This window comes from Micromonospora sp. DT81.3 (assembly GCF_049847225.1).
Lineage (GTDB): Bacteria > Actinomycetota > Actinomycetes > Actinomycetales > Microbacteriaceae > Microbacterium.
Genome location: NZ_JBNCNY010000008.1, coordinates 60,201 through 80,032 on the forward strand (window position 1 = coordinate 60,201; position 19,832 = coordinate 80,032).

The following is a 19,832-nucleotide window of genomic DNA, read 5'->3' on the forward strand; positions in this document are numbered from 1 at the left end:
CGAGATTCGAAGACATGTTCTCATCTTCGCATCGGCCTCCGACATCCGGCGCTAGCGGGAAACGTCCTGGGGACAACCTCGCGGCATTCGCGTCTGTGCAGGAGACTCGGGCCTGCGAGACCCACGCAAGACATCCGACTCAGCAGCGCTCCCGCTCGGATCGCGCACCGTCTGATCGCGTGGCAACTCGCTGGGGCGGCCTCAGCCCACGCGCGGCCCGGGATGATTCACGAGGCGCGACACGGCCCGCGCCGCCCTAAGACCAAGCCCGCGGCCGACCACCAGAACCGCCGCCGACCTACCCCAGCCGCAGCGCCACCCACGACACCGCCGGCATCGTCACGCGCAGCACGCCGTCCGCGATGGTCGCCTCTGCCGGACGGGGCGCGACCCGCTCCGGATCCTCGAGGGTGTTGGCGGCGTAGATGTCATCGTCCGCGATCAGGTGCGACTCCCGCACCGACAGCCCTGACCCGAGGGCGGTCACGTCGATCTCCAGGACCTGAGGATCGGACAGCGAGCGGTTGACCAGGAAGACGCTCGTGCCGTCGTCATCCACAGTCGCGACGCCGTTGATGGTGCCGACCTCTCCGAAGCGCTCGCTCGTGAACGTCGGCGACTCGATGGCGAGCCGCACCGCGTGTCGGCCGGCGAGGCGCGAAGTGATCGAGAAGGGGAAGAAGGTCGTCTGCCGCCACGCACCGCCGCCCGGCTCGGTCATGATGGGCGCGATCACGTTGACGAGCTGGGCCAGCGATGCCGAACGCACGCGGTCGGCGTGCTGGAGCAGGGTGATCAGCAGATCGCCGAAGACCACGGCATCCAGCACGTGGTACTTCTCCTCGAGCAGCCGCGACGCGAGCGGCCAGTCATCGAGCTGCGGTGCCGGGGCCTCCACACCCTCCGGAAGATGCAGGTACCAGATGTTCCACTCGTCGAACGAGATCATCATGCGTTTCGTGCTGTCCCGCATCGCCGCGACGTGGTCGGCGGTCGCGACCACGCTGTCGATGAAGCGCGACATGTCGACGGCCGAGGCGAGGAACTCCTGCGCCTTGCCGTCGTGCTCCTGGTAGTAGGCGTGGCAGGAGATGAAGTCGACATCGGCGAACGTGTGCTCGAGCACCGTCCGCTCCCACGAGCCGAACGTCGGCATTGCGCGCGACGACGACCCGCACACCACGAGCTGCAGCTCGGGATCGAGCATCCGCATGGCCTTCGCGGTACGCGAGGCGAGCTTGCCGTAGTCCTCCGCGTTGCGGTGACCGAGCTGCCAGAACCCGTCCATCTCGTTGCCGAGGCACCACATCTGCACCCCGAACGGCTCCGCCCTGCCGTTCGCCACCCGCTGGTCCGTCAGCGCCGTCTGCACGGGCAGGTTCGCGTACTCGAGCAGGTCCAGGGCCTCCTGCGTGCCGCGTGTGCCGAGGTTCACAGCGAGCATCAGGTCGCTGCCGATCTTCTCCAGCCACGACGAGAACTCGTGCAGCCCCACCTCGTTGGTCTCCGTCGAGTGCCATGCGAGGTCGAGCCGCCGCGGGCGCTCGGACACCGGACCCACACCGTCCTCCCACCGGTACCCCGAGACGAAGTTGCCGCCGGGATAGCGGATGGTCGTCACGCCCAGTTCCTGGACCAGCTCGATCACGTCGGTGCGGAAGCCGTCCGCGTCGGCAGACGGATGCCCGGGCTCGTAGATCCCGTCATAGATGTGCCGTCCGAGGTGCTCCACGAAGCCGCCGAAGATGCGGCGGTCGATGTCTCCGATGGCGAAGCGGGGGTCGAGATGCGTCCTGGCGATATCGGTCATGAGCGTCCTTGAAAATCGGAATCGAAAGGGTCGAGACTATCGCCGTCCGCGCCGCCTCGGCAGCGGACGGGCGGAGAGCTCCGTCATCGAGTCGCGACGGCGTCAGCGCGTTCGGTGCGGGCGGATGCCGTCTCGGGCGACAGCGCGAACAGCACACTCCGGGCGTCCAGCCGGCGGCCACCGATGTCGACGCCGCTCTCGGCATCCGTTGCGTCGACTTCGATCCAGACGGCCTCGTCGCCGTGATTGATCAGGGTCACGAGATCGCCGCGGCGGGCGACCTCCACGTCGGCCGGCAGATCGGCCACCACGGGGGTGACCCCCGATGCGTCGACAACCGCTCCAGCCAGCGCATCCAGGCCCGCCGCATCCGGCATCGTCGTGACGTACCAGGCCTCGCCTCTGCCGTAGGCGTGCCGTGTGACGGCAGGGAGACCCGCCGACGGGCCGTCGGTGAAGCTCGCGACGACGTCTGCCCCGACGGCCTCGACCACCTCGGCGACAAGTGTTCCGCGCACGGGCGCGCCGTCAAGCACGAATCCGGCCGAGCCGCCGTGCTCGCCGCGCGCCGCGGGCCCGCTCTGCGCCCCGACGCCCATGCCGCTGGCCGACCCGCCGTGTGCGCCGGCAAGAGCGCCGAAGTTCTCGAGCCGCACGCCGAGCACCGGCCCGAGTTGCGCGAGGAAGCCGCCGGCGCGGAACTGGTCGTGCTCGTCCACGACGTCGGTGAACGGGCCGGCGAGCAGCGTGCCGCCGCCCTCGACGAAGCGCGTCAGCGCCGCGGCGCCCTCTTCGCGCAGCAGATAGAGGGCCGGCGCGATCGCGAGGTCGTAGCCGTCGTCCACGCGCTCGGGAGGAATGACGTCGACCATGAGGCCTCGTTTGTGCAGCGCCCCGTACCACTGCAGCGAGAGGGCGAGATAGTCGATGTCGACGGGGTGATCGCGTTCCTCGACCGCCCACCAGTTCTCCCAGTCGAAGACCAGGGCCACGCGGGCGTCCCGACCGGGCGCCGGCAGCGAGAGCGACCCGAGGCGGGAGCCGAGCTCGGTGACCTCCCGCCACGTGCGCGTGTCGGTGCCGGCGTGCGGGAGCATCGCGGAGTGGAACTTCTCGCTGCCGGCACGGGACTGCCGCCACTGGAAGAACATGATCCCGTCGGCTCCGCGGGCGATGGACTGGGCGGTCTCGACCAGCAGCACGCCTGGTGCCTTGCCGGGGTTCGCGGGACGCCAGTTCACGGCATCCGTCGCCTGCTCCATCAAGATCCAGGGCACGCCGGGCTTCAGCGAGCGGATCAGATCGCGCTGGAACGCCGCATCCCGCACCCGGTCGGGGTTGGCGGGGTCGGGGTAGCAGTCGTCGGCGATCACGTCCATGAACGGCGCCCACTTGCTGTAGTCGGCGGGCTTGAACGGTCCCATGAAGTTGGTCGTGATGGGCTGCGTCGCACCGGCCGCCAGCAGGATCTCGCGCTCCATCAGGTAGCACTCGAGCAGCATGTCGGACGTGAAGCGGCGGAAGTCGAGCATCGACGACGGGTTGTGGCTGTAGGGCGCCTTGCGCGGCGGGAAGACCTCGTCGAACGAGCCGTAGCGCTGCGACCAGAAATTGGTGCCCCACGCCTCGTTGAGGCGCTCGGTCGTGCCGTACCGCGCTCGGAGCCATCCGCGATACGCGTCGCGTGCGGCATCCGAGTAGTCGGCCCACAGGTGGCAGCCGAACTCGTTGCCCACGTGCCACATCACGACGGCGGGGTGGTCGACGTAGCGTTCGGCGAGGCGGCGGACCACCTCGCCCGCCAGGCGCCGGTAGGTCGGCGACGACGGCGCGAAGTGCTGCCGGCTGCCGGGCCAGTAGGAGGCGCCGCTCTCGTCGGCGGGAAGCGTGTCGGGGTAGCGCGCGCTCACCCACGGCGGGGGTGAGGCGGTCGCCGTCGCCAGATTCACCTGGATGCCGCCGGCGTGCAGCTTGTCGATCACCCGGTCGAGCCACTCGAAGTCCCACACGCCCTCGGCCGGCTGGATGCGCGACCACGCGAAGATGCCGAGGCTCACGATGTTCACGCCGGCCTCACGCATGAGGCGGACATCGTCGTCCCAGACCTCTTCTGGCCATTGGTCGGGGTTGTAGTCGGCGCCGTACAGCACAGAAGACTCCTTGGTCTGAGTGGGGATGGGTCAGGTGAAGGGAGGGGACGAGTCGAGCGGCGACTACGCGCGAGTGCGCCGTGCCCGCGCCGGGATGGCGACCGCGGCGAGGGCGGCGCAACCGAGCGCCGGGATGATCAGCGGCGGAAGCGCCCACGTGAGGACCACCACGAAGACCGCCGTGGCGGCGAAGTAGAGGGTGCCGGGGATGTCGCCTCGGAGCGTGCGCGGCACGGACCGAACGGCGCCGCGCCAGCCTTTATGGGGCTCCGCCCCAAACCCCCGGCTTGCTGACGCGCGCCCTATATGGGGCTCCGCCCCAGACCCCCGGCTTGCTGACGCGCGCCCTATATGGGGCTCCGCCCCAGACCCCCGGCTTGCTGACGCGCGCCCTGTTTGGGGCTCCGCCCCAAACCCCCGGCTTGCTGACGCGCGCCCTTTATGGGGCTCCGGGCTCCACGCGCCTGCGGCCGCGAGCAGCGACACGCCGACGGCGGCGAGGCCGACCCAGCCGAAGATCGCGATCGCTGCGCCGCCCGGCAGGAGTCCGGAGTCCGCCAGGTCGACATCCAGCAGCAGGATCGCCGTCAGCACGAGCGCAATCACGCCGACCACGAGCCCCCCGGCGAGCGCGGCCCGCAGGTCGCGCCAGAAGGCGAAGAGGGGCGACGCCTCGGCGGCGATGTAGCGGCGCAGGTGGCGGATGCCGGCGGCCAGCGCGGCCGGAAAGGTTACGAGCGGCAGCGAGACGAGCGTCACGAGCAGGCCGATGAGCAGCACCTCGCCGAGGAGCGCGAACCTCGCGGTCGCCCCGGGGAAGCGCGCCGGCGGACGCTCGTGGAGCGTCGGGCCGCTGCCCGACAGGTCCGCGCGCTTGGCGGCGCGTGCTTCTCGGCGGTCGATGGCCATCGTCAGCCCTTGAGTCCCTGGGTGGCGACGCCGTCGACGAGGAAGCGCTGGAAGACCAGGAAGAAGAGGAGCACGGGAAGGAGGGCGAGGAAGGATGCCGTGACGGTGGCTCCGAAGTCACTCGTGGTGCTCTGGTCGTTGTAGAGGCGCAGCGCGATCGGGAGCGGATAGTTCTCCGGACTCGTCAGGTAGAGCAGTGGCCCGAGGAAGTCGTTCCATGCCCAGATGAAGGAGAAGATCGCGCAGGTGATCAGGGCGGGCTTGATCAGCGGGAGGATGATCGACCAGAAGATGCGCAGGTGACCCGCGCCGTCGATGCGGGCGGCTTCGTCCATGTCACGCGGCATCTGGCGGATGAACTGCACGAGCAGGAAGACGAAGAACGCCTCGGTCGCCAGGAACTTCGGCAGCAGCAGCGGAATGAACGTGTCCACCAGCTCGAGCCGGTTGAACAGGATGTACTGCGGGATGATCAGCACGTGGAACGGCAGCAGGAGCGTGCCGATCATCGCGGCGAAGAGGATGCCGAGGCCCTTGAAGTGCACCCGCGCGAACGCGTACGCGGCCAGGGCGGAGGAGAACACGGTGCCGATGACCGAGACGACGGCGATCAGCAGGGAGTTCGCGAAGAACCGCCACATCGGCACCCCGGCGATGCCCTCGGACACCTTGGCGTAGTTCTCCAGGGTCGGGTTGTTCGGAAGGAGACCCATGTTCGACCCGAACTCGCCGTTCGGCTTGAAGGTGGACAGGAACAGCCACAGCAGCGGGTAGAGCACGACCGCGGTGACGGCCAGCAGCACGACCAGCCAGATCACGGTCTGCCAGGTCTTGCGCTTGACCCTCCGGGGGCGTGCGGTTTCCTTGGGGTCCGGGTCGACCTGGTTCTCGACCTGGACGAGCGCGGCCTCGGAGAAGCTTGAAGTGGTCATCGGGTGTCTCCGGAGTAGTGCACCCAGGAGCGCTGGGTACGGAAGAGGATGAAGGCGATGATGGCGACGACGACGAGCAGCACCCACGCCATGGCGGCTGCGTAGCCCATCTGGCCGTCGGAGAAGCCCCGCTTGTAGAGGTACAGCGTGATGTAGTTCGTCATGCCGGCGGGACCGCCGGAGCCGTTCGAGATGATGTATGCCGACGCGAACACCTGGAAGGCGCCGATCAGGCCGAGCAGCAGGTTGAAGAAGATCACCGGTGAGAGCATCGGCAGGGTGACCGCCCGGAACCGGTGGAACGCTCCGGCGCCGTCCATCTCCGCCGCCTCGTACAGCTCCTTCGGGATCTGCTTCAGGCCGGCGAGGAAGATCACCATCGTGGCGCCGAACATCCACACCGCCAGCAGGATCATCATCGGCACCGCGAGGTCGGGATTGCCGACCCACCCGCCGATGTCGATCCCGAAGAGGCTCAGGGAGCTATCGACCGGCCCGTTGTCGGAGAACATCGCCCGCCACACGATGGCCACCGACACCGAGGCCCCGATGAGCGAGGGGGCGTAGAACGCGGAGCGGAAGAACCCGCTGCCCTTGTCGCGGAAGTTCAGCAGCATCGCCACAGCCAGCGCTGCGGCGAGGGTGATCGGGGTGCCGACCAGCACGTAGATCAGGGTGATCTGCGAGGACTGGATGAAGTTGGGGTCTTCCGTGAACAAGCGGACGTAGTTGTCCAGGCCGATCCAGCGGGGGTCGGAGAAGATGTCGTACCGGGTGAAGGACAGGTACAGCGAGTACAGCATCGGGCCGACGGTGAGGCCGATGAAGCCGATCAGCCACGGGAGAAGGAACCCGTACCCGGTCAGCGTCTCCCGGCGTTCGCGCCGCTTCAGGCCCGGCCGTCCTGCGTCTTCTGCGCGCCGTCTGCGCAGCAGGTTCTTGCGCGAGGAGTCTTCCCCGGTGACGATCACTCTCGTCGCTGTCGTACTCACGTCGGTCTCCTGAACGTTGGGTGGAGGTTCGGGGCGGGGCCCGGGCGTCGCCGCCCGGGCCCCGGGTGTCCTACTGGCCTAGGACGACGTCCATCTCAGTGAAGAACTCGCTCACGGCCTCGTCAACCGTCATGGTGCCGAAGTTCAGCTCGGTGCCGATCTGGCGGAACTTCTCCTCGAGCGTGCCGTAACCCACGATCGGGACCGGGGGAGCGTCGCCGAGACGGTCGGCGATGGATGCCTCGTAGTCCTTCACCTGCTGGCTGAGCGGGTCGAGCTCCGCGGCCGCGAGCGCCGTCTCGGAGGCCGGGAGGCCGCGGTTGGTGCCGAAGATCTCACCGGACTGCGGCGAGTTGACCAGGAAGTTGACGAGCGTCGCCGCTGCCTCGGGGTGGTCGGTGTTGGCCGAGATCGAGTGGAGCATCGAGGGCTTGAGGTACAGGTCCTTCGCGCCTTCCTCCGTGACGGGCGGCTCGATCAGACCCAGCTCGGTGTACTCCGCTCCGAGGCCGGCGAGGTAGCCGGCGCCGAAGTTGTCCCACGTGAGCTCGCTGGCGGTCAGCGCGCTGTCGAACGCGCCCTTCGGGACGACTTCCTCCACCCGCTGCTGCGGGATGCCGATGCCGTCCTCGCGGATCGGTGCGCCCTGCTCCCAGAACTCGGTGAGGCGCTCCTCGTCGAAGCCCGGCTCACCGTCCTCGGTGAAGAGGTCCTTGCCCTCGGCGCGCAGCTGCAGCTCGAAGTTCTGGATGCGGCCGGTGAAGTCGCTGCCGCCCCAGAACGCCCCGCCGGCGCCGTCGGTGACTTCGCCCATCCATTCGGTGTAGTCCTCCCAGCTGCCGCCCTCGAACTGCTCGACACCGGCGGTCTCGAGAAGCTTCGTGTTGGTGAAGAGACCCCACGCGTTGGTGGACGTGGCGATGCCGGTCGTCTTGTCGTCTACCACGCCGATGTCGAGGATGTTCTCCGGCAGCGGCTCGGTGTCGATGATGTTGCCGAGGTAGGGCTCGAGATCGAGCAGCAGATTGTTCTGGGAGTACTGACGCAGGTACGAGTAGTCGAACTGCATCACGTCGGGCAGGTTCTTGCCGGCCGCCTCGGTCTGGCGCTTCTCCCAGAACTCGGGGAACGCGAGGAACGTCGAGTTGACCGTGATGTTCGGGTACTCCTCGTTGAACGCCTCGATCGCCTGGTTGTACAGGTCGGCGCGGATGTCGTTGCCCCAGAAGGCGAGGTCGAGGGTGACCTCCTCGTCGGGATCGAAGGTGGCGGCGGGCTCCGCCGCGTTGTCGCCTCCCGCGCATCCCGCCAAGACCAGTGCGGCTCCCGCCGTGAAGGCCATTGCAGCAATGGCCCGCTTCTTGCTGAACATCTTCGTCCTCTCTGACGTCCGCGTCCGAGTCGTGAGCCGGCGAACGTTCGTTGTTCTTTCGTGCGATTGACGGCGTTCCTTGGTGACTGGAAAGCGCTTGCCCATCACCGTACCCGACGGGAAAACGTTTCGCAAGAGTCAATCGCGTAACGGTGCGCGAGCGGCCGAATGTGCCGGTCAGCGCGCGCAGAGAAGCGTGCCGTCGCACACGGACAGCCGCGCGACGTGCACCGCACTGAGCCTGGCATCGGCGTCCTCGCTGGTGCCGAGCTCCGATCCGTCCCACCACGGATGCGTGAAGTAGTACAGGCGCGCGTCGTCCTCCGTGACGACGACCGAACCGTGGCGACCGATCTGGATGCCGCGCTCCGGCGGCCCGGAGTCGCCGAGGATCACATTCTCCGGCCCGCCCTGCCGTACCCACTCCACCGCATCGCTCGAGCGGTGGACCGCGATTCCGCGCCACTCGTCCGTGATGATCCACCACCACCCTCCCAGGGCGAAGACGTACGGGCCCTCGTGCGGTCTGCCGCCGATCGCCGTGCCCTCGAGGCGCCATGAATCGAGGTCGGGGGAGACCGCCACGCGCGTCACCGACCCGGCCGCCTCGTCCTTGAACCACAGCCGCCAGCTCCCATCGGGACAGCGCGCGACCGCCGCGTCGATGACCCGGTCGCTGCCGAGCTCGAGCGGCCCGCGCCTCTCCCAGTGCGTCAGGTCGTCCGAGACGTACTCGATGATCCGCCGGTCGTGACCGTCCCACCGGTCCGGGATCCCGTCGATCTGCGTGAGGTACATGCGCCAGCGAGGCCTGTCGCCGGCGACCGTGTCGTCCCGCACCACGTCGGGCGCCCAGTGCGTCTCCGCGATCTCCGCGGGGAGGGCGCCGGCGCGCAGCGACAGGCCCGCGTCACCGGGCTCGAGGGTGTCGGGCTCGAGGGTGCCGGCGTACGACCACGAGTACCCGTCCTCACCGCGGGCGACGCCGATCCGGCTGCCGTGCACCCACGCGACGCCCGGGCCGGGATCGGGATGCGTCGCCCGGCGCTGCGTGTAGAACATCCACCATCCGCCGTCCACATCGCGGACCACCGTCGGATCGGTCGCGCCGTCGTAGACCGGGTCGCGGTACACCTCGCCGGGAGCGACTCGGCGATCGGTCACGGCGTCGTGCTGGCGTGGCGCGGATGCCGCGGTGAAGGCACGCCGGTCATCCCGCCGCCGCCGCGCCGTTCTGGGTGGCGTGCAGGTGCGCGTAGCGCCCGCCTCGTACCAGCAGCTCGTCATGTGCGCCGACCTCCACGATGCGACCGCCCTCGAGCACGACGATGCGGTCCGCACTGCGGATCGTCGAGAGCCGGTGTGCCACGACGAGGGTCGTGCGGCCCTTCATCAGGCGCGAGAGTGCTTCTTTGACAAGCTGCTCCGACTCCGGGTCCAGCGCGCTCGTGGCTTCATCGAGCAGCAGGATGCGTGGATTGCGCACCAGGGCCCGGGCGATCGCCAGCCTCTGGCGCTGGCCGCCCGAGAGCCGCGCGCCGCGTTCTCCGACGATCGTGTCCCACCCGTCCGGCTGGGACGCGACGACATCGAGCGCGTTCGCATCCCGCAGCGCCTGGTGGATCGCCTCGTCCCCGAGCTGGGGCAGGCCATACGCGATGTTGTCTCGGATGCTTCCCTCGAAGAGAACCGAGTCCTGGGGCACGACCGACACGAATCGGCGCACCGTGCGGAGGTCCAGCTCCTGCATGTCGCTTCCATCGAGGAGGATCGTCCCCGCGGTCGGACGAACGAAGCCCAGCACGAGGTTCAGCAGCGTCGACTTGCCCGAACCCGACGATCCGACGAAGGCCACTGTCTCACCCGGTCGGATCTCGAAGGACACATCGTGCACCGCATCCACCGCCGAATCCCGGTACCGGTGGGAAACGGAGCGCAGCGTGATCTCGCCGGCGACCCGGTCGACCCGGCGCTTGCCCTCGTTCTGCTCGAGGTCCGGCTCCTGCAGCACCTCGGCGATGGACCGGACGGACTCGAGCCCGCGGGCGCCGACAGGGATGAGCATGAGCAGCTGGGTGAGCCCCTGGGTGAGCAGGGCGAAGTAGCTCGAGAGCAGCACGACCTCCCCGGGGGTGATCGGCACGATGCCGGTCAGCGAGAAGACGGCGGCGAGGCCCAGGCATCCGACACCGAGCAGCTGCATGCCGACCCACGAGATCGACGCGACGTGCCCGTTCAGCATGTCGAGGTGGAGCCCGGCTCGCCGCACCTCGTCGGCGCCGTCCGAGACGCGGCTCACCGCCGTCTGCTCGAGGCCGTGCGCGCGGGTGACGGGGATCAGAGACGCCATCTCGCCGACGCGGCCGGCGAACGCCTCCACCTCACGCCGGAACACCTCGTTGCGCGCGCGCGACCGCCGCGCCATCCCCCAGCGGAGGAGCAGGGCGAACGGCACCGTGAGCGCGTACACGGGCAGGAACTCCGGCACGACGACGGCCGTCATCACGATGGCGCCTGTGAGCACCATCACCGACGACAGCAGCGGATGCGTGACCTGCTGCAGCATCAGCTCGACGTTCTCGACGTCACGCACGACCTTGGTCTGCACCACCGACGAACTCGCACGCGTGTGATATCCGATGGAGAGGCTCTGCAGCCGCGCGGCGAGCGCGTTGCGCAGGCCGGCTCCGGTGTCACGGACGACGGTCATGAAATTGCGCGTGTACAGGATGTGGTTCGGGTAGTTCTGCAGCAGCAGCACGATCGCCACTCCCAGCCAGACGAGCACCGACGACACCGCGCCGCCGTCCGCGACGATGTCGATGATCGCGCCGGTCACGACCGGGAGGAACCAGAGCGGGATCTCCTTCATGGCGAACGCGAGGATGGCGACGGTCATCCGGCCGGGACGCCGGGCGAGCAGGCGCAGCACCGACCGCGCGGGATGGGCGCCGTCGACGACATCCGCGGTACGGGTAAACGCTTTCTCGCTCATGGGACAATCGTACCGAGCGCTCCGGAGCACGAGACCGAAATGCGCGATGAACGACGGAGCCGCAGGATCAGCCGACGGTGGATGCGCGGATCACCAGTTCCGGCTGGAACACGACCTGCGTGACACCGTCGAGATCGCCCGCGATGTGGCGGAGCAGCAGCTCGCCCGCCCGCTTCCCCATCTCCCGCGCCGGCTGCCGGATGGAGCTCAGCGGCACAGCAGCGATCGAGGCGAACTCGATGTCGTCGTAACCGATCACAGCGATGTCCTCCGGCACGCGCACGCCGGCGCTCACCAGTCCGTGCACGACGCCGCACCCCATGTGGTCGTTCGTCGTGATGATGCCGTCCGGCCGCTCCGCGGCATCCAGCGCGGCGATGCGGGCACCCAGCTGCTGGCCCACCCTCGCGGTGGTCCGCTCGCACCACGTGACATCCAGCGTGACCTCCGGATGCTGCGCGACCGCTTCGCGGGCGCCTTGGAGGCGTTCACGCACCTGGCGCACCTCTTCGCGAGCCCCGAGAAAGGCGAGCCGGCGCCGGCCGATGTCGATGAGGTGTCCCGCCGCCATCCGGCCGCCGGCGATGTCGTCGAGCGACACGGAGGGCAGCGCGCCGGAATCATCCATGGTGTCGACGAGTACGACCGGGATGCCGCGCGCGCGCAGCCGATCGATCCACGGTCCGGTGTCGCCGAACGGGGTCACGAGAGCGCCCTCGACCTGCACGCGCTCGAACAGTTCGAGGTGGTCGCGCTCCTTCGTGACGTCGTCATCACTGTTTCCGACCAGCACCCGCAGGCCCGCGACGGCGACGGCGTCTTCGGCTCCCGCCATCAGTTCGGCGAAGAACGGGTTGGCGATGTTGATGACCGTCATCCCGAGCAGCCCGCTGCGGCGGACGCGCAGCTGCCGTGCCGCCTCGAGGGGGACGTAGCCGAGCTCGTCGGCGGCCAGCCGCACTCGGGCGACCAGCTGCGGGTTCACGCCGTCGGGCCGGTTCAGTGCCTTCGACACCGTGCTGATCGAGACGCCCGCCTCGCGGGCGACGTCTCGGATGCCTGTGCGTTTGGTCATGGTGCTCCTGCGATCATCATGCCCCCGATTGCAGAACGGCCGCTCGCGGCTGCCGGGCGTGGGCCGGGAGTTGCCGCCTCCGCGGACGAGCGCCTAGGCTGGGAAAGCGGTTTCTCACGTCCGCGATCCTACCCCGACGAAACGAGTTCTCGATGTCGAACGAACCGGCACGCCGCCGCTACGCGCTCGTGGGAACGGGCTCCCGTGCTCGCATGTACCTGCAGGAGATCGCCGGTCCGCACGCCGCCTTCGCCGAACTCATCGCGATCGCCGATACCAACCCCGGGCGGGCCGCGCTCGCCCGTGACCTGGTCGTAGCGAGGGGCGCCGCGGCGCCCGCCGTCCTCGATCCGGCCGAGCTGCCCGCGGCAGTGCGGTCGGAAGGCATCGACGCCGTGATCGTGACGACCCCGGATGCCACCCACGCCGACTTGGTGGTCGCGGCACTGGATGCCGGCGCCGACGCCATCGTCGAGAAGCCGCTGACCACCACCGTCGAAGGGGTGCGCCGCATCGCCGAGGCGGCGGAGCGCACCGGACGCTCGGTGACGGTCACCTTCAACTACCGGTACTCGCCGCGCAACACCGCGCTGAAGAGCCTCATCGCATCCGGCGAGATCGGGCGCGTCACGAGCGTGCACTTCGAGTGGGTGCTCGACACCGCCCACGGCGCCGACTACTTCCGCCGCTGGCACCGCGACAAGACCAACTCCGGCGGGCTGCTCATCCACAAGGCGTCGCACCACTTCGACCTGGTCAACTGGTGGATCGACGATGTCCCGGCTCGCGTCTTCGCCTCGGGCGGCCTGCGGTTCTACGGCGACCGCAACGCCGCCGAACGGGGTCTCGGCGAGCGCCCCGAGCGCGGATCCGTCGATTCGCCCCTTCAGGACGCATTCAGCCTCGACCTGCGGAGCGAGCCGTCGATGAAGGCGCTCTACTACGACCAGGAGCAGTACGACGGCTACCGGCGCGACCAGGACGTCTTCGGCGAGGGCATCACGATCGAGGACAACCTGGCCCTCGTCGTCGATTACGCCTCCGGTGCCTCGATGTCGTACTCACTCAACGCGCACTCGCCGTGGGAGGGGTACACCGTTTCCGTGAACGGCACCAAGGGCCGGGCCGAGCTCACGGTCATCGAGCGTGGCGCTGTGCTCCTGGGCGAAGACGGACGGGTGCTGATCGATCCGAGCGCGCAGCCCGAAGGCGTCGAGAGCGACCGGACGCGCCCGATCTCGGAGCGGCTCGTGCTGCAGAAGCACTGGGAGACCGCCGTCGAGGTTCCGATCCCGGAGGGGGAGGGCGGGCACGGCGGGGGCGATGCTCGCCTGCTGCGCGATCTCTTCGAGGGCGTGGACGATGACCCTCTCGATCACACGGCATCATGGCGGGATGGCGTTCGGTCCGTAGCAGTCGGGCTCGCCGGCAATCGATCGCTCGAGACCGGGCAGGCGGTCACGATCGCCGACCTCGACCTCGGGGTCGCCCTGTAGCCGGCGGCTCGCATGATCGTCATCGTCGTCGAGGGGGAGAGCGATCGCGCCGCCGTCGAGACGCTCGGCGCCCGGCTCGGCCTGGCGATGCCTCCTGTCGTGGCCCTCGGGGGGTCGAAGGGCGCCCGTCGGGCCGCACAGGATCTTGCGGGAGCCCGGCTGCTCGGTCTGGTCGACGCGGCCGAACGCCGGGACTTCGAGCGTGTGCTCGATGCCGTGTTCGTCTGCGAGCCGGACCTGGAGGGGGAGTTCGTGCGCGCGCTCGGCATTCACGGCGTCGAGTCGCTGATCGCCCAGCAGGGCGAACTCGAGTCGTTTCGCCGGTTGCAGCAGCAGCCGGCGCAGCGCGAGCGCACGCCCGAACAGCAGCTGGCGCGCTTCTTCGGCGGCCGCAGCGGCAACAAGCGCCGCTACGCGGAGCTTCTGGCGTCCGCCCTGCCGCTGGAGCGCATCCCGCCGCCCATCGCGCAGTTGCTGAGCGCTTTCTGAGCGCCAGAGGACCCCTCTGAGACCATCCGTCAACCCCTTGCCCTGACGATGCCCACAGGGGTGTGATGGAGTTCCACCCGCGCGCACCACAGTCGCCGCGGGCCATTGTGAAGGAGATCATCATGGGTGCAGACGACAAGATCAAGAACGCTGCTCAGGACCTCACAGGCAAGGCCAAGGAGGGCCTCGGCAAGGCGACCGACAACGAGCGCCTCGAAGCCGAGGGCAACGCCGACCAGACCGAGGCGAACCTCAAGAAGGCCGGCGAAGACGTGAAGGATGCCTTCCGCTGAACCACCGACGAAACGGCCGGGACGACCTCGTCCCGGCCGTTTCGCTGTCGGGGAGGTTCTTCGGTGCCGTCGGCTTTCCGGGCGCGTAGTCTGCGGATATGACGAGCGATCCAGGAGACGACCAACCCGTCGAGAACGACGGCGCACCCACCGGTGGCGACAAGACGACCGAAGACCAGTTGGAGGCAGACAACGCGGTCGAGGAGGACATGCTCAAGGCCCTCGACCCCGACGCGCCGCCCGCCTGATCCGGGCGGGGCCGCAGCGCCCGATCAGACCATGGCCGGGAGCCCTGCTTCGACTCAGGCGAGCTCGTAGGCCTTCCTGAGCCACCTGAGCAGCTCCTCGTCCACCTCGTCGATCGAGGTCACAGAAACGTTGTGCGTGCACATCCCCGTTGCGGCCTTCAGCCTTTCTGTGGGCGCTGTGCCCCTCACATTGATCCCCAGCTGAAGCCTCTTGGCGCTCGCCGGCTCCACAAGAGCGAACTGCTTGGACCGACGGAGCGAGACACTGGCCCTCTTCGGACGCACGTCGACGTCGTCGCCGAACTGCCGCACGGCCGAGATCACGGCTTCATAGAGGGGACGGAGGCCGGCTCTCGGACCGGCGTATTGGGCATCGACGAGGTCGTCGTCCGAGGTCGCCGCATCCCTTGACCGGTACTGCAGCACGATGCCGTTCGCGTATCCGTGGCTCACGCCGTGTCCGCCTTTCAGGTACGCCACCATCTCGGCGTGCTTCTCCAGGCCGGCGTGGCTGAGCACCGCGTACCACTCCTCCAGCGACTTGCCGGTGTTCTTGGGCAGATTGTCGATCATCGACTGCGTCGCGGCGTCCACGACCTGAGTGTAGGAGCGTCGTTCCAGCATGTCCATGACGGCGCATTCGACCTCGACTGCAGGACTGCTTCCCCCTCTCCCGACCGGGTGCGACGTGCGATCACTACTGGCTGTCGGCGAGATGTCAAGCCCTCCCACGGCGCCTCCGGGATCGGGTCGAATGGAGGAGTACCGATCGAAACCGAAATGAGGAGTGACTCCATGGCGCAGATCATCGAAACCATCGACGTAGACGTTCCCGTGAGCACGGCATACAACCAGTGGACGCAGTTCGAGAGCTTCCCGAAGTTCCTCGACGAGGTGGAGTCGATCACGCAGATCGATGACACGCACACCCACTGGAAGATCAGCGTCGGCGGCCAGAAGCGTGAGTTCGACGCCGTCATCACCGAGCAGCACCCGGATGAGCGCGTCGCCTGGAACAGCACCGGCGGCGAGACCGAGCACGCCGGCGTCGTCACCTTCCACAAGCTGAGCGACACCACCACCCGCGTCACCGTCCAGCTAGATTGGGACCCCCAGGGACTCATCGAGAAGGTGGGCTCCCTGGTGGGTGCGGGTTCGCACGCGGTGAAGAAGGACCTCAAGAACTTCAAGGAGTTCATCGAGTCCCAAGGCGTCGAGACGGGCGCCTGGCGCGGAGACGTCCCGGCCTAGCGGACTTTCGGGGGTGGCTCAGCGCGCGTCGACCACGCTGACACCGAGCCACTCCCCGAGCTCATCGAGCTCCGCGCGCACCATTTCGTCCTCCTCCGGCTCGAACGGAAGGAACTCGTGCACCGCATTCACGCGGAGCACCTCCCGTTCCCTGTCGACCTCGGCATCCAGCATCCCCACGAAGCGGTCGCCCAGCAGGATCGGGTGGGCGAAGAAGCCGTACCGCCGTTGCGGCTTCGGCTTGAACTGCTCGAGCACGTACTCGAACTCGAAGACGTCCCGCAGCCGCGGACGGTCGAAGAGCATCCCGTCGTAGGGGTTGAGGAACGCGACCCGACCGCCGTCGTCCTCATCGAGGGCGGCCACGGCATCCGGATCCACGCGCCACTTGGTGCGCATCCCCTCGATCGTCGCCGGCTCGCCCGCCTCGCCGACGGGCGTCCAGGGTGACTTCTGCTTCGCGATGCCCGCTGCCTGCAGCCTCCTCTCATCGAGCAGCCGCGCAGCCTCGTCTTCGTCGTACTCCGGGAGATCCCGGGGGTAGACACGCTCCGCAAGGTCCCAGATGCGATGCCGGCTCTCGCGGCCCGAGATGGCGACCACGCCCTGCCGCATGAGGAAGTCGAGCATGTGCGGCACCTGGTTCGACCCCGACCAGCCGTCGGGGGCCCTGCTGACCTGCGCGGTGTCGGGGATCTGGCTCGCGAGCAGTGGGCCCTCGGCGCGGAGCCGGGCCACCACATCGGCGCGGAATCCGGCGTTCGCCTCCAGCCACCGCCGGCTGCTCTCGCGCCGCGGCCATCCGCGCATCGCCGGCAGCATCAGCGGGAGCAGGCTCGCCGGACGAAAGGCGCCGTCGTACTCGAAGAGCAGCCGGTCCATCTCGACCGCCTTGATCAGCTGCCCCGACTCGTACGACCAGCCGATCCTCGACCACAGCACGGTGTGCTCGCAGGGGGCGATGGTGGCAGTCGGGTCGATCTTGACGGCGCCCAGCTGCTCGGCGACCTCCACAACGTCGCCCGGGCGGTCGGCGTCCAGCAGCTGCGCGCGCACGGCGATCCGCCGCGCCTGATCGAGGGTGAGACGATGCGTCACCCGTCGAGGTTAGAGCACGCCTCCCCCGCGGCGCGGACTCAGCCCACGCGTCGGCCGCACATGCCGCAGACGCCGGTCGCCGAGATCTCGACGTAGCAGTCAGGGCACATCGCGCGCACCCTGTCGCTCGACGCGACGCTGCGCGGCGCAGGCGCGCGTCGCGCGACGCGAGCGGCCGCTGGCTTCGCCGTGGCAGCGGTCGGCGTCGAGTGCTGCTGCACCGCCGGCAGGTGCGGCCGGCAGTAGAACCGGACGTAGCCGGCGTGATCGTTCGGATGCCGGTGCTTCACCGCCCACAGCTCGGTACGGGGACGCAGCTCCGACGCCGTGCCGCACGTGAAGCAGCGCGTCGGTTCGCCGGGAACGAGGTCGGCGACGAGCATGGGGGAGTCGAACGCGATCGACTGACGCCAATCGGATGTCGTGGTGATCTTCATGGGGGTGTCCCTCCTGGATCCCCATGAATCCTACCCGCGCCGGCCGGGCATCACCCGGGGTCATCCTCCGGCCAGGCCGCGCATCGGGTCGGTTCCTGGCAGGAGCTGGACCTGAGTAGCGCTCGAGCGCGCGGATCGGTTTGCTCAGCGCTGAGATCTGCCGGTCTTCTCCTGCAGGCGCTCGATGTGCTCGGATGCCTCGGCCTTTGTCAGGTCGGCCGAGATCTCCTCGCCCGCCTCGCGTGCCAGAGTGTCGAGGTAGCTGCGCTGCGCCGCTGTCATCGGCTCATCACCGGTGACCCACTGCGACGGGTCCTTGGCTGCGGGGTTGTCTGTGGGCTCGGTCGCACCGAGGACCTCGCCGGAGTTGTTCGATTCGGACATGTGTTCGACGATAGTCCGCCAGACCGACACCCCGGTCGGGGTTGACAGAGGGGCGGCGAGGTGTCAGGTCATCAGAGCCCACCGAAGGCGCTCCGCCTCAGCCCGCGGAGGGCGCGCCGCCTCAGCCGGCGGAGCGGCGCTCGATGGCCCGCTCCGCCGCCCGCACCACCCACCGCTCCTGCCACGGGGTCTCGACCGCTCGGGCGCGGTAGTGCTCCCGCACCCATGCAACGGCCCGATCCGGCTCGACGCCTGCCAGCGCCGCGAGCACGGCGAGCCCCGCACCGGTGCGGCCCGTGCCGCCCGCGCAGCAGAGCTCCACGCGCTGGTCCGCCGCCCGATCGTAGGCTTCGCAGAGTGCGCGCATGGCATGGGGGGTCGACAGAGGGACGCAGAAATCCGGCCATCGCACGAATCGATGCTCCCACGGGCCCGGATGGACGGTCCGGCCCAGCAGGTACACCCCGAACTCGGGAGTCTGGAAGTCGCTCCCCGGATGTGCATGGAGGCCGCGCCCGCGCACGAGCCGGCCGTCAGGCAGCTCGACCACGCCGACTCCCGGTTCCCAGTTCGTCACGCTCGAGATGCTACGCGGCGCCCCCGTCGTTGTGAGGCCGGGGGACGCTGAATAGCCTTTGGTCATGTCAGATCAGAACAGTGTCGACGTGGTGCTCGCCCTGATGACGGCGTTCCGCGAACAGGACCGCCCCAGGGCCGAGGAGCTCCTGGCCGACGACTTCGTGTTCACGAGTCCCCAGGACGATCACCTCGACAAGGCGACGTGGCTAGAGCGATGCTTCCCCACCGCCTCTCACTTCGATGCGCCGTCGCAGACCCTGCAGATCGCAGACGTCGACGGGGTGGTGCTGCACCGCTACGAGTACCGCGTCGACGGGGTTCGATGGCGCAACGCGGAGGCCTCCGAAGTCGCGGACGGCAAGGTGAAGTCCGTCGAGGTGTACTTCGGCGGCGCGGTGGACCCCCAGAGCTGACCGAGCGGCGCCCGGGGCCGGCGCGGAGCCCCGCGCCGAGTCCTCGGCAGGGCTAGAGGCCCTCGGCGATCTCCCGGATGACGGAGAGCCGGCGGTCCCACTCGGCGCCGATGGCGTCGAGCCGACGCGCTGTGGCGCTCAGCTGCGATCCGAGCACCCGGTACTGCACTTCGCGCCCGACACGGACCGGCTCGACGAGCCCCGCCTCCTGCAGCACGGCGAGGTGTTTTGCGATCGCCTGACGGCTGACCGGGAGGCGCCCGGCGAGGGCCGACGCGGACGCGTCGCCCTCACCGAGTGCCGCCAGGATGCTCCACCGCGTCTCGTCGCCGAGCGCGGCGAATACCGGCACGAGGGTGCCCGTCGTCACGCGGCGCCCTCGAGCAGGGCGACCAGCTTGTCGAGTTCGGAGTTCCAGCCCTCGCGGTGGCTCTCGAGGTTGGCGGACGGGTCGGACGTGGTCTCGAAGCCGGTCTCCACGACGGTGAGCCGGGTGCCGTCCGGGACAGCCTCGAGCGTGAAGGTGAACACGGTCGAGTGCTCGGGGTCGACCTCCTCTGCGAGGTTTCCGAGGGCGTCGTCGTTCCCCCAGCGGTACGAGATCGAGCGCGGAGCGTCGATCGCCTCGATGCGCAGCGGAACCGCGCCGTAGTCGGGGAACGTCAGGGTCCCCGTGGCTCCGACTCCGGCGCCGTCGAGGACGGCGACGCCGAACCACTTCGAGATGTGCGCCGGTTCGGTGACGGCGGACCACACGGCCTCGACCGGCGCGGCGATCTTGATGGTGCGCCGCACGGTGAAGCCGCTCTGGTCGATGGTCGACGGATTGACTGTCATGCTCATGATTGTTCTCCTCAGGTCGGGAAACTAACTGCAACTAAATAGTTGCACAAGAAGAACAAGACTGCA

At 68.8% G+C, this 19,832-nt stretch carries 22 protein-coding genes; 6 read left to right on the forward strand and 16 right to left on the reverse strand.

Annotation, left to right across the window (positions count from 1 at the left end):
* Positions 1-298: 298 nt before the first annotated feature.
* The 9 genes from ACPW96_RS17105 to ACPW96_RS17145 all read right to left on the reverse strand — a co-directional run bounded on the left by ACPW96_RS17105 (position 299) and on the right by ACPW96_RS17145 (position 12,235).
* Positions 299-1,810, reverse strand: coding sequence for an alpha-N-arabinofuranosidase (locus tag ACPW96_RS17105; RefSeq protein ID WP_425884504.1), 1,512 nt, complete (start codon positions 1,808-1,810; stop codon positions 299-301).
* 83 nt (positions 1,811-1,893) lie between these two features.
* A complete protein-coding gene (locus tag ACPW96_RS17110) occupies positions 1,894-3,960 on the reverse strand; it encodes a beta-galactosidase (RefSeq protein ID WP_425884506.1) in 2,067 nt (688 codons plus the stop codon).
* Between the two features lie 63 nt (positions 3,961-4,023).
* Complete coding sequence (locus ACPW96_RS17115; protein WP_425884508.1) at positions 4,024-4,869, reverse strand: hypothetical protein; 846 nt, start codon at positions 4,867-4,869, stop codon at positions 4,024-4,026.
* A gap of 2 nt (positions 4,870-4,871) precedes the next feature.
* Positions 4,872-5,801: a carbohydrate ABC transporter permease gene (locus ACPW96_RS17120; protein WP_425884509.1), complete on the reverse strand. Its 930-nt coding sequence runs from the start codon at positions 5,799-5,801 to the stop codon at positions 4,872-4,874.
* Entirely contained in the window at positions 5,798-6,793 is a 996-nt protein-coding gene (locus ACPW96_RS17125) for a carbohydrate ABC transporter permease (RefSeq protein ID WP_425884510.1), read from the reverse strand. The genes ACPW96_RS17120 and ACPW96_RS17125 overlap by 4 nt, the downstream gene beginning before the upstream one ends.
* A 70-nt stretch (positions 6,794-6,863) precedes the next feature.
* The gene (locus ACPW96_RS17130; RefSeq protein WP_425823010.1) at positions 6,864-8,165 is read right to left on the reverse strand and encodes an ABC transporter substrate-binding protein; all 1,302 of its coding nucleotides are present in this window, start codon (positions 8,163-8,165) and stop codon (positions 6,864-6,866) included.
* Between the two features lie 177 nt (positions 8,166-8,342).
* Positions 8,343-9,329: a hypothetical protein gene (locus ACPW96_RS17135; RefSeq protein ID WP_425884511.1), complete on the reverse strand. Its 987-nt coding sequence runs from the start codon at positions 9,327-9,329 to the stop codon at positions 8,343-8,345.
* A gap of 46 nt (positions 9,330-9,375) precedes the next feature.
* A complete protein-coding gene (locus ACPW96_RS17140) occupies positions 9,376-11,160 on the reverse strand; it encodes an ABC transporter ATP-binding protein (protein ID WP_425884512.1) in 1,785 nt (594 codons plus the stop codon).
* A 67-nt stretch (positions 11,161-11,227) separates the two neighbouring features.
* Positions 11,228-12,235 carry a LacI family DNA-binding transcriptional regulator gene (locus ACPW96_RS17145; protein ID WP_425884513.1) on the reverse strand — a complete coding sequence of 336 codons (1,008 nt, stop codon included), beginning with the start codon at positions 12,233-12,235 and terminating at the stop codon, positions 11,228-11,230.
* A gap of 152 nt (positions 12,236-12,387) precedes the next feature.
* On the opposite strand from ACPW96_RS17145, the gene ACPW96_RS17150 reads away from it, so the two are divergent.
* From ACPW96_RS17150 to ACPW96_RS17165, 4 genes are all read left to right on the forward strand, one after another.
* Positions 12,388-13,731, forward strand: coding sequence for a Gfo/Idh/MocA family protein (locus ACPW96_RS17150; protein ID WP_425884514.1), 1,344 nt, complete (start codon positions 12,388-12,390; stop codon positions 13,729-13,731).
* A gap of 12 nt (positions 13,732-13,743) precedes the next feature.
* Positions 13,744-14,220 carry an ATP-dependent endonuclease gene (locus ACPW96_RS17155; RefSeq protein WP_425884515.1) on the forward strand — a complete coding sequence of 159 codons (477 nt, stop codon included), beginning with the start codon at positions 13,744-13,746 and terminating at the stop codon, positions 14,218-14,220.
* Between the two features lie 122 nt (positions 14,221-14,342).
* A complete protein-coding gene (locus ACPW96_RS17160; protein WP_425823022.1) occupies positions 14,343-14,513 on the forward strand; it encodes a CsbD family protein in 171 nt (56 codons plus the stop codon).
* A gap of 98 nt (positions 14,514-14,611) precedes the next feature.
* Positions 14,612-14,761 carry a hypothetical protein gene (locus ACPW96_RS17165; protein ID WP_425823024.1) on the forward strand — a complete coding sequence of 50 codons (150 nt, stop codon included), beginning with the start codon at positions 14,612-14,614 and terminating at the stop codon, positions 14,759-14,761.
* 54 nt (positions 14,762-14,815) lie between these two features.
* Here the strand turns inward: ACPW96_RS17165 and ACPW96_RS17170 are convergent, their stop codons facing one another.
* Entirely contained in the window at positions 14,816-15,355 is a 540-nt protein-coding gene (locus ACPW96_RS17170; RefSeq protein ID WP_425884516.1) for a DUF5655 domain-containing protein, read from the reverse strand.
* A 201-nt stretch (positions 15,356-15,556) separates the two neighbouring features.
* Between ACPW96_RS17170 and ACPW96_RS17175 the strand changes: the two genes are divergently transcribed.
* On the forward strand, positions 15,557-16,012 hold the full coding sequence (locus tag ACPW96_RS17175) for an SRPBCC family protein (protein ID WP_425823028.1): 456 nt from the start codon (positions 15,557-15,559) through the stop codon (positions 16,010-16,012).
* Positions 16,013-16,030: 18 nt separating this feature from the next.
* On the opposite strand, the gene ACPW96_RS17180 is transcribed toward ACPW96_RS17175, so the two are convergent.
* From ACPW96_RS17180 to ACPW96_RS17195, 4 genes are all read right to left on the reverse strand, one after another.
* Positions 16,031-17,110, reverse strand: coding sequence for a DNA glycosylase AlkZ-like family protein (locus ACPW96_RS17180; protein ID WP_425884517.1), 1,080 nt, complete (start codon positions 17,108-17,110; stop codon positions 16,031-16,033).
* Between the two features lie 38 nt (positions 17,111-17,148).
* The gene (locus ACPW96_RS17185) at positions 17,149-17,547 is read right to left on the reverse strand and encodes a glucose-6-phosphate dehydrogenase (RefSeq protein ID WP_425823031.1); all 399 of its coding nucleotides are present in this window, start codon (positions 17,545-17,547) and stop codon (positions 17,149-17,151) included.
* A 144-nt stretch (positions 17,548-17,691) separates the two neighbouring features.
* Positions 17,692-17,931: a DUF3072 domain-containing protein gene (locus ACPW96_RS17190; RefSeq protein WP_425823033.1), complete on the reverse strand. Its 240-nt coding sequence runs from the start codon at positions 17,929-17,931 to the stop codon at positions 17,692-17,694.
* 121 nt (positions 17,932-18,052) lie between these two features.
* Positions 18,053-18,508, reverse strand: a complete 456-nt coding sequence (locus ACPW96_RS17195) for a protein-tyrosine phosphatase family protein (protein ID WP_425884518.1) — start codon at positions 18,506-18,508, stop codon at positions 18,053-18,055.
* Between the two features lie 64 nt (positions 18,509-18,572).
* Between ACPW96_RS17195 and ACPW96_RS17200 the strand changes: the two genes are divergently transcribed.
* On the forward strand, positions 18,573-18,923 hold the full coding sequence (locus tag ACPW96_RS17200; protein ID WP_425823037.1) for a nuclear transport factor 2 family protein: 351 nt from the start codon (positions 18,573-18,575) through the stop codon (positions 18,921-18,923).
* Between the two features lie 52 nt (positions 18,924-18,975).
* Here the strand turns inward: ACPW96_RS17200 and ACPW96_RS17205 are convergent, their stop codons facing one another.
* Complete coding sequence (locus ACPW96_RS17205; protein WP_425823039.1) at positions 18,976-19,293, reverse strand: ArsR/SmtB family transcription factor; 318 nt, start codon at positions 19,291-19,293, stop codon at positions 18,976-18,978.
* Positions 19,290-19,766 carry an SRPBCC family protein gene (locus ACPW96_RS17210; RefSeq protein ID WP_425823041.1) on the reverse strand — a complete coding sequence of 159 codons (477 nt, stop codon included), beginning with the start codon at positions 19,764-19,766 and terminating at the stop codon, positions 19,290-19,292. The genes ACPW96_RS17205 and ACPW96_RS17210 overlap by 4 nt, the downstream gene beginning before the upstream one ends.
* Between the last annotated feature and the right edge of the window lie 66 nt (positions 19,767-19,832).

What these genes read in the sequence shown, in the direction of transcription:
- ACPW96_RS17210 (WP_425823041.1), bottom strand. Translation starts at nt 19,766, where the DNA reads ATGAGCATGACAGTCAATCCGTCGACCATCGACCAGAGCGGCTTCACC.
- ACPW96_RS17175 (WP_425823028.1), top strand. Translation starts at nt 15,557, where the DNA reads ATGGCGCAGATCATCGAAACCATCGACGTAGACGTTCCCGTGAGCACG.
- ACPW96_RS17145 (WP_425884513.1), bottom strand. Translation starts at nt 12,235, where the DNA reads ATGACCAAACGCACAGGCATCCGAGACGTCGCCCGCGAGGCGGGCGTC.
- ACPW96_RS17155 (WP_425884515.1), top strand. Translation starts at nt 13,744, where the DNA reads ATGATCGTCATCGTCGTCGAGGGGGAGAGCGATCGCGCCGCCGTCGAG.
- ACPW96_RS17130 (WP_425823010.1), bottom strand. Translation starts at nt 8,165, where the DNA reads ATGTTCAGCAAGAAGCGGGCCATTGCTGCAATGGCCTTCACGGCGGGA.
- ACPW96_RS17140 (WP_425884512.1), bottom strand. Translation starts at nt 11,160, where the DNA reads ATGAGCGAGAAAGCGTTTACCCGTACCGCGGATGTCGTCGACGGCGCC.
- ACPW96_RS17190 (WP_425823033.1), bottom strand. Translation starts at nt 17,931, where the DNA reads ATGTCCGAATCGAACAACTCCGGCGAGGTCCTCGGTGCGACCGAGCCC.
- ACPW96_RS17165 (WP_425823024.1), top strand. Translation starts at nt 14,612, where the DNA reads ATGACGAGCGATCCAGGAGACGACCAACCCGTCGAGAACGACGGCGCA.
- ACPW96_RS17120 (WP_425884509.1), bottom strand. Translation starts at nt 5,801, where the DNA reads ATGACCACTTCAAGCTTCTCCGAGGCCGCGCTCGTCCAGGTCGAGAAC.
- ACPW96_RS17160 (WP_425823022.1), top strand. Translation starts at nt 14,343, where the DNA reads ATGGGTGCAGACGACAAGATCAAGAACGCTGCTCAGGACCTCACAGGC.
- ACPW96_RS17185 (WP_425823031.1), bottom strand. Translation starts at nt 17,547, where the DNA reads ATGAAGATCACCACGACATCCGATTGGCGTCAGTCGATCGCGTTCGAC.
- ACPW96_RS17105 (WP_425884504.1), bottom strand. Translation starts at nt 1,810, where the DNA reads ATGACCGATATCGCCAGGACGCATCTCGACCCCCGCTTCGCCATCGGA.
- ACPW96_RS17150 (WP_425884514.1), top strand. Translation starts at nt 12,388, where the DNA reads ATGTCGAACGAACCGGCACGCCGCCGCTACGCGCTCGTGGGAACGGGC.
- ACPW96_RS17200 (WP_425823037.1), top strand. Translation starts at nt 18,573, where the DNA reads ATGTCAGATCAGAACAGTGTCGACGTGGTGCTCGCCCTGATGACGGCG.
- ACPW96_RS17115 (WP_425884508.1), bottom strand. Translation starts at nt 4,869, where the DNA reads ATGGCCATCGACCGCCGAGAAGCACGCGCCGCCAAGCGCGCGGACCTG.